Source organism: Rhizobium sp. C1, from assembly GCF_021026335.1.
Taxonomy (GTDB): Bacteria; Pseudomonadota; Alphaproteobacteria; order Rhizobiales; family Rhizobiaceae; genus Ensifer_A.
On sequence record NZ_JAJNCY010000006.1, the window covers coordinates 61028 to 73168 of the forward strand.

A 12141-nucleotide genomic window follows, 5' to 3' on the forward strand; every position below is an offset into this window, starting at 1 on the left:
ACTATGGCCAATCACACATTCCAATGCATCGACGGCCACACCTGCGGCAATCCCGTTCGTCTCGTCGCCGGCGGCGGCCCGCGCCTCGAAGGCGCCAACATGATCGAAAAGCGCGCGCATTTCCTCGCCGAATATGACTGGATCCGCACCGGCCTCATGTTCGAGCCGCGCGGCCATGACATGATGTCCGGATCGATCCTCTATCCGCCGACGCGGCCCGATTGCGATGTCGCCGTCCTCTTCATCGAGACCTCCGGCTGCCTGCCTATGTGCGGCCACGGCACGATCGGCACGGTGACGATGGCGATCGAAAACGGGCTTGTGACACCAAAGGAGCCGGGCGTGCTCCGCCTCGATACCCCGGCCGGTCTGGTGGTCGCGACCTACAGGCAGGAAGGCCGCTTCGTGGAAGAAGTGCGCCTCACCAACGTCGCCTCCTTTCTCTATGAAGAGGGCCTGACTGCCGAAGTGGAAGGCCTCGGCGAGGTCAAGGTGGACGTCGCCTATGGCGGCAATTTCTACGCCATCGTCGATCCGCAGCAATGCTTCCGCGACATCGCCGATTTCACCGCCGGCGAACTGGTCGGCTTCTCGCCCAAGCTGCGCAAGGCGCTGAACGAGAAATACAAGTTCGTTCATCCGGAAAACCCGGAGATCAACGGCCTGCGTCATATCCTGTGGGCAGGTAGCCCGAAGCACCCCGAAGCCACCGCCCGCAACGCCGTCTTCTACGGCGAAAAGGCCATCGACCGCTCGCCCTGCGGCACCGGCACCTCGGCCCGCATGGCGCAATGGGCCGCAAAGGGCAAGCTCAAGGTCGGCGATGATTTCATCCATGAAAGCATCATCGGCTCGCTCTTCAAGGGCCGCGTCGAAGCCGCCGTCAAGGTCGGCAACCGCGACGGCATCATCCCCTCCGTCGGCGGCTGGGCCCGCCAGACCGGCTTCAACACGATCTTCATCGACGATCGTGATCCCTATGCGCATGGGTTCACGGTGATCTGAGGCGGCGCTCCTCATGACTCTCCTTCATACCGGGCTTGACCCGGGATGACGGAGAGAGTGGGGCTCCGCAGGCGTAAGCCTCACCCACCCACCTGAGCAATCCAGTCATTGAGATTGTAGTAATTCGTCACCCGCGCCACCTTGCCGTCGCGGATGTCGAAAAACGCGCCGGCGGGCAGCTTGTAGGTCTGGCCGTTGGCCTCCGGCAGGCCCTCGTCGGTGGCAAGATATTGACCATTGACGATAAATTCAGCCGATGCCCGCTTGCCATCGGTGCTGGTCATGATCACCATGTCCGTCAGGCGTTCCTTGTAGCAGCGGTTCATATGCGCCATGAAGTCGGCGAAGGCGTCTCTGCCGGTCTGGCGTTCGCCCTGGTTGATATCATGCGCAACATCGTCGGTGAGCAGCGACAGGAACCGGTCCATGTCGCCGGCGTTGAAGGCATCGTAATAGGCGGCGATGAGGTCTGCTGCTTGCATGAATAAACTCCAAGGTCAAAAGGCTGGTTGCGATATAGAGCAATTTCGGCGAACCTGAAAACCGGTTTCGCGTTGGGGTGGGGCAAAAAACGAGGCTGAACTGTTCCGGAGAGGAAATACGATGACGCTGACGATCAAGACGTTCTCCGGCCCTGCCGCCGTGCCCTATTTCGATGACGTGGCACGGTTGCGCATCGAGGTCTTCCGCGCCTTCCCCTATCTCTACGAGGGCTCGGCGGACTATGAGCGGAAATATCTCTCCACCTATGCCCGCTCGCCCGGCTCTATCTTCGTGCTCGCCTTCGACGGCGACGAGGTCGTGGGGGCCGCGACAGGCACACCCATGAAGGGCGAGACCCGCGAGGTGAAGGCCCCCTTCACGGTCTTCGGCTACAACACGGACTCGATCTTCTATTTCGGCGAATCCATCCTCAAATCCGGCTATCGCGGCAGGGGGATCGGCGTACGCTTCATCGAGGAGCGCGAGAACCATGCCAGAAGCCTCGGCGGCATGACCCACTGCACCTTCTGCGCAGTCGAGCGCCCGGAAGACCATCCGCGCCGTCCGGCGGACTATGTGCCGCTCGACGAGTTCTGGCGCAATCGCGGCTACCTGCCGCGCCCGGATCTGCGCACGACGTTCAGCTGGCAGGATCTGGACGAGGCGGAGGAGAGCCCGAAACCCATGTCCTTCTGGATCAAGGAACTCTGAACGTCCCGTCGTTCAGAAAATCAAATAAAGCAAGGAATGCCGACCGCGATGGTGAAACTCGCCGCCTGCCAATATGCCATCGATCTCATCGACACCTGGGACGAATACGCCCACCACCTGACGACGCTCGTCGGCGAGGCGGCGCGTGAGGGCGCGGAACTGGCGCTTCTGCCCGAATATGCCGCCATGGTTCTGGCCGGCCAGCTGGGCGCCGAGGCCCGCTCTGATCTTCACGGCTCGATTGCCGGCATCCAGCCGCTGATCCCGCGCTGGGTTGAGCTCTGCGCCGAGATCGCGGCCAATCACAACATCCTCTTCTCGCCCGGCTCCGCCCCGATTCTCGATACGGACGGAAAATACCGCAACCGCGCCTTCCTCTTCGGTCCGCAGGGCCTGATCGGCGTGCAGGACAAGCAGATCATGACCCGCTTCGAACGCGAGAAGTGGTTCATCGCGGCAGGCGTTCATGGCCTGAGGACCTTCGAGACACCGATCGGAAAGCTCGGCATCCTCATCTGCTACGACAACGAATTCCCGATGCTGGCCCGCGCGCTGGCCGAACAGGGCGCCGACCTCATCCTCGCGCCCTCCTGCACCGATACACTTGCCGGCAGCTACCGCGTCCGCATCGGCGCTCAGGCACGGGCGCTGGAAAACCAGATCGCCGTGCTGGCCTCACCCACCGCCGGCAATGCGTCCTGGTCGCCCGCCATGGACGAGAACAAGGGCCGTGCCGCACTCTATGTGCCGCCGGATTACGGCATGCCCCCCTCAGGCGTGTTCGCAGAAAGCCCGGAAGACGATGTGGCAAGCTCAAGCTGGCTGGTGACGGAGATCGACATGGCCGAGGTCATCCGGCTGCGTGAAGAGGGGCAGGTGGCGACGCGGCGAGACTGGCCGGAGCAGTTCTAGACGCTCCATAGGTTCGGCCGGACGGACGTCAGCACGCCGAACCGGTTCAGCGCAGATAGGCAGCAAGTTCCTCCGGCGTCCCCTGTGGAAATGCCTGTCTCAGATAGTCGAGAAACGCGGATACGCGGACGCTGAGCAGCCGGCGGGACGGATAGAGCGCCCAGAGCGCAACATTGGCCCCTTCGACATCGCCCCAGAGCGCAAGCCGCCCGGCCGCGAGATCGCCGCTGACCAGCGAAAGCGGCAGGCGCGCTACGCCGGCGCCTTCCAGCACGGCATCGCGCACCATGGTGTTGGCGGACATGGCAAGGACCGGCATGACCGCAAGTGCATGCGGACCTTCCGGCGTTGCCATCTTCCAGGTGTCGGACTTGCGGACCACGCTGCGAACGATGGCGGGAACTTCCGCGCCTTCCGCAGGCCATGCAAAATCGAGCGGCGCCACGACGACCTGCCGGTCGTGCAGGAACGGACGGCCGACAAGATTGATGTCAGGCTCCGGATTGACCCGGATGACCAGATCATAGGCCTCCTCGATCATGTCCACCGGACGGTCCTCGACCACGATTTCGACCCGCATGTCGGGGTATCTCATGATAAATCCCGCCGCGAGCTTGCCCAGCGCCGCCTGCGAAAACATCAGCGGCGCGCTGATCCGCAGACGTCCGCGGGGCGTTTGACCGCCGGAAGCAATGGAGCTTGCCGTCTCTTCCAGTTCTGTCAGCAATTGGCTGGTCCGCTCGTAAAGTGACCGGCCCTCTTCGGTCAGCTTGAGCTTTCGGGCACCACGCTCGAAGAGTCGCAACTCCAGTGCGGCTTCGAGATCGGCCACGCGGCGCGACAGAGTGGCCTTGGGCCGCCCCGTCATGCGCGCCGCCTTGCCGAACCCGCCATGCCGGGCCACCAGGTTAAAATCCGCCAGTGCGAGAAGATCCATCTGTTCCACCTGTGAGACGATGCGTCCAGATATGCCATCTATCGGAACGAATTTGGATCATTAAATTGAAGCCTGTCTTCAGGCAACCCGCCGTTGCCCACTCTTCAAGTTTCAAAACACCTTCGCAAGGAGAAGCAAAATGACCGATCTCTGGAGCCCTCTCAAACTGGCAAACTTCACGCTGCCGCATCGCCTGGCCATGGCGCCGATGACCCGCAGTCGCGCCAAGCCTGACGGCACGCCGGGTGATCTTGCAGCCGAATATTACGCCCAGCGCGCCTCGCTCGGCCTGCTGATCAGCGAAGGTACGCAGCCGTCGGATGACGGGCAGGGCTATCTGGCGACGCCGGGCATCTACACGGATGCGCATGTGGCCGGCTGGCGCAAGGTCGCGGACGGGGTGCATGCCGGCGGTGGACGCCTGTTCATCCAGCTCATGCATGTCGGACGGCGGTCGCATCCGGACAATACGCCGCATCACCGTCAGCCCGTCGCGCCCTCGGCCATCGCGGCCGGCGAGGACATGTTCACGATGACCGGCATGCTGCCGGTGCCGGAGCCGCGTGCGCTGGAAACGGAAGAGGTTCGCCAGACAATCGCCGACTTCGCCCATGCGGCCAGGCGGGCGATCGAAGCCGGCGCCGATGGCGTCGAGATCCATGGTGCTAACGGCTATCTGGTCCACCAGTTCCTGGCACCCGACGCCAACCGGCGGACCGACATCTATGGCGGCTCGATGGAGAACCGGGCGCGCTTTGCCCTCGAAGTCACCCGCGCCGTTGCCGACGCCATCGGCCCGGAAAAGACGGCAATCCGCCTCTCGCCCGGCGTGCCGACGGGCGGCATCGCAGAAGGGGAGGTCAATGACGATCTCTATCGCTATCTGGCGGCTGAACTCGGCAAGATGAACCTCGCCTATCTTCATATCCTCCATGTTCGCAGCGATGCGTTTCTGGACGAAATCCGCCGCGCCTTTGGCGGCACACTCGTCCTCAACCGGCCCGGTCGTCCGCGCGATCAGATCGGCGCCGACGTGGCCGCAGGCCGTGCGGATATCGAGGCGCTGGGCGCCATGGCGCTTGCCAATCCCGACCTCGTGCAGCGCCTCAAGACCGGTGCGCCGCTCAACGAGCCGAACCGTGCCTTCTTCTACGCCGGCGGCGGTGCGGAAGGTTACACCGATTACCCGGTCATCGACGCTGCGTGAAGCCGAGGCCTGGCGGGAGAACAATGCTCGCCAGGCCTCTTGTGTCATCTGGCCTCCCAAGGGCAACGGCGGTGGGCGCAGCTCCGGTTCGTCGCAATCGCCAGTCCGCAGCCGTTGTGCGGTCAGCCCTCGGTCCGTGCTTGCCGGCCGCCAATGTGTTCGATTAAGGTTGACATCAATCAAGCGGGCAAGGGGGCGTTCGCATGCAAGGCAAGTCTTGGATGATCTGGACCGGGCGGGCCTTGAGCGCGCTCTTCGTGCTCTTCATGTTGGGAGCCTCCGTCGCGCCCAAGCTGTTTGGCATGGCGGTGGCCGAGGAAACCTTGACCGCACTGGGCTGGCCGCATGGCTATGTGCTGATGATCGGTCTGATCGAGCTTGCCGGCACGGTCCTCTACGTCATCCCGGCCACCAGCCTGCTCGGCGCGGTCATCATGACCGGCCTCTTCGGCGGCGCGATTGCCACGCAGGTGCGGGCGGAAAGTCCGCTCTTCTCGCATATCCTCTTCAGCGTCTATCTGGCCGCCTTCATGTGGGGCGGCCTGTGGCTGCGCGATGCCCGCATCCGTTCCATTCTGCCCCTCCGGCGCCTGACGGGCGAAAATTGAGGGTGCCAAGCCCTCATTAACCACGCAAAGCCCTATGATTCCGCTTTTCCAGGGTCTGGACCGCTGCTATATGGCCGGACCATGAGCACAGATTCGACCCGCATCCCCCTCGACCATATCCGCAACTTCTCCATCGTCGCCCATATCGACCATGGGAAATCGACACTGGCCGACCGCCTGATCCAGACCTGCGGCGGCCTGGAAGCGCGCGAAATGTCGGAACAGGTTCTCGATAACATGGATATCGAGAAGGAACGCGGCATCACCATCAAGGCCCAGACGGTGCGTCTGAACTACAAGGCCAACAATGGCGAGGACTACATCCTCAACCTCATCGACACACCCGGCCACGTCGACTTCACCTATGAAGTCTCGCGCTCGCTCTCGGCCTGCGAAGGCTCGCTTCTGGTCGTCGACGCGTCTCAGGGCGTGGAAGCCCAGACGCTCGCCAACGTCTATCAGGCCATCGACAACAATCACGAGATCGTCACGGTTCTCAACAAGGTCGACCTGCCGGCGGCAGAGCCCGACCGCGTGAAGGAACAGATCGAGGAAGTGATCGGCATCGACGCCTCCGAGGCCGTGCTGATTTCGGCCAAGACGGGCTTGGGCATTCCCGACGTTCTCGAAGCCATCGTCCACAAGCTGCCTGCGCCGAAGAGCGAAAAGGGCGCGGATGCGCCGCTGAAAGCCCTGCTGGTCGACAGCTGGTACGACACCTATCTCGGCGTCATCGTTCTGGTGCGCATCCTCGACGGTGTGCTGCGCAAGGGCATGACGATCCGCATGATGGGCACGGACGCCAAGTATGGCGTCGAGCGCGTCGGCGTCATCACGCCGAAGATGGTCAATGTCGAGGAACTCGGCCCCGGCGAGATCGGCTTCATCACGGCCTCGATCAAGGAAGTGGCTGACACCCGCGTCGGCGATACGATCACCGAAGACAAACGCCCGACCGACAAGGCCCTGCCAGGCTTCAAGCCGGCCCAGCCGGTGGTGTTCTGCGGCCTCTTCCCGGTCGATGCGGCGGACTTTGAAGATCTGCGCGCTGCCATGGGCAAGCTGCGCCTCAACGATGCGTCCTTCTCGTTCGAAATGGAATCCTCGGCCGCTCTCGGCTTCGGCTTCCGCTGCGGCTTCCTCGGCCTGCTGCATTTGGAAATCATCCAGGAGCGTCTGGAACGCGAATTCAATCTCGATCTCGTGGCAACTGCCCCGTCGGTCGTCTACAAGATCCGCATGACGGACGGCACCGAGCGCGAGCTGCACAATCCGGCCGACATGCCGGATGTCGTCAAGATCGACGAGATCCATGAGCCCTGGATCAAGGCGACGATCATGACGCCGGACGACTATCTCGGCTCGATCCTCAAGCTCTGCCAGGATCGGCGCGGCATCCAGACCGACCTCTCCTATGTCGGCACCCGCGCCATGGTGTCCTATGAACTGCCGCTCAACGAAGTCGTCTTCGACTTCTACGATCGCCTGAAGTCGATCTCCAAGGGCTATGCCTCCTTCGACTACAATCTCGCGGACTATCGCGAGGGCGATCTCGTCAAGCTCAACATCCTGGTCAATGGCGACCCGGTCGATGCGCTCTCCATCCTCGTCCACCGCTCCGCCGCCGACCGGCGCGGCCGCGCCATGTGCGAGAAGCTGAAGGAGCTCATCCCGCCGCACATGTTCCAGATCCCGATCCAGGCCGCCATCGGAGGCAAGGTCATTGCCCGCGAAACCGTCCGCGCGCTGCGCAAAGACGTGACCGCCAAGTGCTATGGCGGCGACGCCACCCGCAAGCGCAAGCTTCTGGAAAAGCAGAAGGAAGGCAAGAAGCGCATGCGGCAGTTCGGCAAGGTCGAGATCCCGCAGGAAGCGTTCATCGCGGCGCTCAAGATGGAAGAGAACTGAGCCGTCTCGTTACGCTGATATTGCCGTGTCGCGCTCCTGCCGGGTTCGGCAGCGGCGAGCCTGTGGCTGATCACGCTTCATGATGTCGTCCCGAGATGCGTCCCACAGGGCTCATTGATCCAATTTGGGACAATAAACCGGGCCCTCTTGCTTCAGACATCGTGTGGTGCGGTGCCCGGATTTGGCTCGGTCAATGAGCGCTGAGAAATCCGGACTGAAATGACGCGAGAAATCGTTCGGCCGCCGGACTGTATCAGTTGGGCAATTTCATAAGGTATACATATGAAATTTACATTATTTCGTGTGTAAGAATCGCGCTGCCGCCAAATTCCGAGAGGCTTTACGTTGAAATCTCTGTGGCGTTTCCGGTTTTTTCTGATTTTTGTTTCTTGTTTATCTCAAGAATAAAGAGCCGAACAAAAATATATTATAGCCTCTGTCTTTTTTCTCTTCCGCAACATCGCCGGAGAAAAACCTAAGGCTTGAAGAAAATTGAAAGAATAAGGTTAACCAAGTGTAAAAAAATCTTGTCAAAACGGGGCTCTTTCCGCTATGACAGGTGCCTTGTGGGGGCGTTTGCCGAACAATTCCATTATCAGTGGTTTATTTCGGGCTGGGATTTTCAGATGAGAGTCAACGACTTGGGTTTCATGCGTCGCGAAAGCGCATGTCATGATAGGTCGGCGCATGCTGTCTCTCATCGGAGAGTTGACCGTCTCGGGCAGAAGCGCGTTGATGAAAAGCGGGTTCAGCTCGCTCTGAAACGCGGCATGGATATCGTGCTTTCCAGCGGCGCCCTTGTTGTTCTCCTGCCTCTTTTGCTCTTGATTGCGCTTGCCATCCGGCTGACCAGTCCCGGTCCTGCCGTGTTCTCGCAACTTCGCTGGGGCAAGGATTGCAGCAAGATCAGGATCTTCAAGTTCCGCACGATGTATGCCGATCTTTCCGATCACACCGGCGTCGAGCAGACACGGGACGGCGATCACCGGATTACGCCGCTGGGCGCGATCCTGCGCCGGACCAATCTGGATGAGCTGCCGCAGCTCTTCAATGTTCTCAAGGGCGACATGTCGCTCGTTGGTCCGCGTCCGCATGCCATCGGAATGAAGGCGGCCGGAATGCTATATGAAGAGCTCGTGCCGGAATATCACAAGCGTCACCGCATGCGTCCCGGCATTACCGGGCTCGCCCAGATGCGTGGTTTGCGAGGCCCGACGGTTCTCGCGAGCAAGTCGCGCGCCCGCGCCGTTGCCGATCTCCATTACGTCGAGAACTATTCTCTTATGCTCGATATCAGCATCCTCTATGGGACGCTGCGCACCGAGGTGTTCGGCGGTTCGGGCTTCTAGAGCAATTCCAGGAAAAGTGGGAACCGGTTTTCCGTTCGGAATTGCGTAAAAACAAATAGATAGAGTATTTCGGGTGATCCGGTTTTGACCGGAAATGCTCCAGAGCGTCCGGCACGAATACGCGCTGCGGGTTTGCGTCCGTGGCGGCTCTTGCGTTGAAACAGGCGCATGGAGCGGTGCACGTGATCCCCATTTGATCCGAGATGCCATCAGGCGGCGGGGATTTCCTGGCAGACGTCGATCCACTGCGCCCCGGTCAACTGCGCCATCCGCTCCGGCGGTATTCTGACGGCGGCGTTGATGGCGCCGGCGGCCGGAACCACCTCTTCATAGGCCCGCAGCGACACGTCGCAATAGACGGGAATGGCGCTCGGCAGGCCAAAGGGGCAGACGCCGCCGACCGGGTGCGACGTCTCGGCCTCCACCTCCTCCAGCGGCAGCATGCGCGGCTTTCCGCCGAACAGGCTCTTGAATCTCTTGTTGTCAATTCGAGCATCGCCGCGTGTGACGATCAGAATGACGCCTTCGTCGGTGCGAAACGCCAATGTCTTGGCGATCTGTCCCGGCACCACGCCATGCCCCTCAGCAGCCAGCGCGACGGTGGCGGTGCTCGTCTCCAGTTCGATAACGGAAATGTCAGGGGCGTGGGACGCGAAGAAGTCTTTGACGGACTGGATGCTCATGAAATACGGCCTGGCCTTGCACTGCAGATGGCCGGCACTTTCATGAGCCGGGCGGATGGAGTCAAGACGGGCAGGGCGTGGACCCTGCTCCGCGAAAGCCGCCGGGGTTGATGCCAGCCAAGGCGAACGGGGTCCCGAAAGGCAGGCTCTATCTCTCTGTTTTGCAAAAGGCTTCTGCGCGAATGCGCTTCCTGCCTCGGCCGTGAAGCGCTCCGGCAGGATGAAGACTTGAACTCTGCGCGAGGATCTCTGCCGGGTGTGCCGGCCTGTTCCTGGCCGGTCTGTCAGAAGACCGGATCAACCTCCACCGTCTTTCCGCTATCGATGCAAAGCTGAAGGGCAAACGCGGCCAGTGTGAAGGTGGCGATAAGCGTCGCGCTCATTCCAAGAACAATCATTGCTCATTCCTTTGATGACATCATTGTCATATTGCGCCTATCACAATATTTCCTGTCGCTTGTCTGTAGCTTGCGCAATGAATGGCAAGTCAATATTGGATAAAAGCCCCCATTCAACTTGTTAACGAAGTGTTAATGGCAAATGACAGGTGCAGGCGGCGGCGTTTCTTGATGCGATGCTAACGAACAGCGGCGGTTAAATCCGTGACCTCGAGGCGTGCGTGATCCGGCCGGTCTTGTGCCGCGCCGATGATGACGCGCGGGCGGCCTCATGAACCATGTCTTTCTCCCGAAACGGTCATAGGGGAGACGAATATTTCACAAAGCTCCGGCTTTCGAGATCAAATTAATCTACTAAGATTATAGACAATATGGCTATTCTGTCTGCGAGCCGGGCCACCGAAGCGCCGCCGGCTTGAGAGGAGCAAGGCGGGGTTATCCACGCGGCGTATCGCTCTGCATGGCGTGACACAATTAAGGCCGAGAATGCCGGGTTGAGCCCGGCCCCTGGGCGCCGGGAGACGTAGATGGACCTGATCGACCGCAAGATCATAGCCGCCCTTCAAAAAGACGCGACGCTTTCCGTCGCCCAGATCGCCGAGCAGGTGGCCTTGTCGCAAACGCCTTGCTGGAAGCGTATCCAGAAGCTGGAGCAGAGTGGGATCATCCTGCGCCGCGTTGCGCTCGTCTCGCCGGAGGCTGTCGGGCTGGGACTGACGGTTTTCGTCGCCATCGAGGCTGCCGATCACAGTCCGGCCTGGCGCGACAATTTCTCCGAGACGATCGGCGCCATGCCGGAAGTCATGGAAATTCACCGGATGGCCGGCGAGATCGATTACATGCTCAAGGTGGCCGTCGCCGACATGGCATCCTTCGACGCATTTTACCGCCGGCTGACGGAGGCCGTGGCACTGAAAAACGTCACCTCGCACTTCGCCATGGAGCGCATCAAGAGCACGACCGCCTATCCGGTAGACACGGTCCATCGCTGAGCCTGCCGCGATTTCGCCCCAAAGGAGATGAATTTTCTCCTTCAGTCGCTAGAAAGAGAATTTACAAAGTCTACAAACGGACTAGACTATCTTCTGTTCAAAACAGCACTCAACCCCTGAAAGGGAGATTGCCGTGACGACAAGACAGACGACGAATTCGCATATCAAGATGAGTCAGTATTCCGGCGGGGCGGCCTTCGGGCGGGTCTTGGGCTGGATGGCATTCCTGGCTGCCTATGGCGTGGTTGCGGTTCTAGTTCTGAAGCCCGGTGCGTTTTACTGACGGGCTGCGAAGAGGGTGTGGCGGATCGCAGGAGCGATGCGCGCACCCAGGGCCGCAACATCGCCGGACAGTCGAGAAATCGGCGGAGACCCTGCGATGAACGAGTTCGATACGCGTGTGATGGAAGGCGGCAGTCGGGCGTACAAGATGCGCCCGGGACCTGGTCGCGATAAGGATTTGCAGACCGATGCTCACCATGAAGGGCAAATATGGTTTGAAGGCGCTTCACTATCTGTCGGGCATCCCGGAAGGGACGGTCGCCCAGTCGGTGGAGATTGCCGAGACATATGGCATGTCGAAGAAGTTTCTCGACGCGATCCTGGCGGATCTGCGCAACGGCGGCTTCGTGGAAACGCGAAAGGGACGCGCCGGCGGCTATCGGCTGGCCTATCGTCCCGAAGAGATCATGGTGGGCCATGCGCTGAGGGTTCTCGACGGGCCGCTCGCGCCGATCAGCTGCGCCAGCCGCACGGCCTATCATCGCTGCCGCGATTGCGCCGACGAGGCGACCTGCCCGGTGCGCCTGTCGATGCTGGAAGTGCGCGAGGCGATCGCCTCGGTGCTCGACACGAAATCACTGGCCGACATGCGGTCCATGGTCGAGGCGGCCAGCCTCGAGGAAGACGAGTTTCTGGAAATATCCTGAGCGGGGCCTTCCGGTTTCC

General features: G+C 61.1%; 13 protein-coding genes. 10 read left to right on the plus strand and 3 right to left on the minus strand.

Annotated features, from left to right (window positions below; all coding sequences use genetic code 11):
* Positions 1–3 precede the first annotated feature (3 nt).
* Positions 4–1005, plus strand: a complete 1002-nt coding sequence (locus LQK83_RS13850; protein WP_230837990.1) for a 4-hydroxyproline epimerase — start codon at positions 4–6, stop codon at positions 1003–1005.
* A gap of 80 nt (positions 1006–1085) precedes the next feature.
* On the opposite strand, the gene LQK83_RS13855 is transcribed toward LQK83_RS13850, so the two are convergent.
* Positions 1086–1487 (minus strand): ketosteroid isomerase-related protein, encoded by a 402-nt coding sequence (locus LQK83_RS13855; protein ID WP_230837991.1) that lies wholly within the window; start codon positions 1485–1487, stop codon positions 1086–1088.
* Between the two features lie 121 nt (positions 1488–1608).
* On the opposite strand from LQK83_RS13855, the gene LQK83_RS13860 reads away from it, so the two are divergent.
* Both LQK83_RS13860 and LQK83_RS13865 read left to right on the plus strand, forming a co-directional pair.
* A complete protein-coding gene (locus LQK83_RS13860) occupies positions 1609–2199 on the plus strand; it encodes a GNAT family N-acetyltransferase (protein ID WP_230837992.1) in 591 nt (196 codons plus the stop codon).
* Positions 2200–2247: 48 nt separating this feature from the next.
* Positions 2248–3111 (plus strand): carbon-nitrogen hydrolase family protein, encoded by an 864-nt coding sequence (locus LQK83_RS13865; RefSeq protein ID WP_230837993.1) that lies wholly within the window; start codon positions 2248–2250, stop codon positions 3109–3111.
* A 46-nt stretch (positions 3112–3157) separates the two neighbouring features.
* Here the strand turns inward: LQK83_RS13865 and LQK83_RS13870 are convergent, their stop codons facing one another.
* Positions 3158–4048, minus strand: coding sequence for a LysR family transcriptional regulator (locus LQK83_RS13870; protein WP_230837994.1), 891 nt, complete (start codon positions 4046–4048; stop codon positions 3158–3160).
* Positions 4049–4187: 139 nt separating this feature from the next.
* Between LQK83_RS13870 and LQK83_RS13875 the strand changes: the two genes are divergently transcribed.
* The 4 genes from LQK83_RS13875 to LQK83_RS13890 all read left to right on the plus strand — a co-directional run bounded on the left by LQK83_RS13875 (position 4188) and on the right by LQK83_RS13890 (position 9120).
* A complete protein-coding gene (locus LQK83_RS13875) occupies positions 4188–5255 on the plus strand; it encodes an alkene reductase (protein ID WP_230837995.1) in 1068 nt (355 codons plus the stop codon).
* Between the two features lie 203 nt (positions 5256–5458).
* Positions 5459–5863, plus strand: a complete 405-nt coding sequence (locus LQK83_RS13880; RefSeq protein ID WP_230837996.1) for a DoxX family protein — start codon at positions 5459–5461, stop codon at positions 5861–5863.
* Positions 5864–5944: 81 nt separating this feature from the next.
* Complete coding sequence (gene lepA, locus LQK83_RS13885) at positions 5945–7771, plus strand: translation elongation factor 4 (protein WP_230837997.1); 1827 nt, start codon at positions 5945–5947, stop codon at positions 7769–7771.
* Positions 7772–8421: 650 nt separating this feature from the next.
* The gene (locus LQK83_RS13890) at positions 8422–9120 is read left to right on the plus strand and encodes a sugar transferase (RefSeq protein ID WP_230838239.1); all 699 of its coding nucleotides are present in this window, start codon (positions 8422–8424) and stop codon (positions 9118–9120) included.
* Between the two features lie 209 nt (positions 9121–9329).
* Here the strand turns inward: LQK83_RS13890 and LQK83_RS13895 are convergent, their stop codons facing one another.
* On the minus strand, positions 9330–9803 hold the full coding sequence (locus LQK83_RS13895; protein ID WP_230837998.1) for a YbaK/EbsC family protein: 474 nt from the start codon (positions 9801–9803) through the stop codon (positions 9330–9332).
* 925 nt (positions 9804–10728) lie between these two features.
* On the opposite strand from LQK83_RS13895, the gene LQK83_RS13900 reads away from it, so the two are divergent.
* The 3 genes from LQK83_RS13900 to LQK83_RS13910 all read left to right on the plus strand — a co-directional run bounded on the left by LQK83_RS13900 (position 10729) and on the right by LQK83_RS13910 (position 12122).
* Positions 10729–11193 carry an Lrp/AsnC family transcriptional regulator gene (locus LQK83_RS13900; protein WP_230837999.1) on the plus strand — a complete coding sequence of 155 codons (465 nt, stop codon included), beginning with the start codon at positions 10729–10731 and terminating at the stop codon, positions 11191–11193.
* Positions 11194–11326: 133 nt separating this feature from the next.
* Entirely contained in the window at positions 11327–11476 is a 150-nt protein-coding gene (locus tag LQK83_RS13905; protein ID WP_230838000.1) for a hypothetical protein, read from the plus strand.
* A gap of 187 nt (positions 11477–11663) precedes the next feature.
* A complete protein-coding gene (locus LQK83_RS13910) occupies positions 11664–12122 on the plus strand; it encodes an RrF2 family transcriptional regulator (RefSeq protein WP_230838001.1) in 459 nt (152 codons plus the stop codon).
* Positions 12123–12141 lie beyond the last annotated feature (19 nt).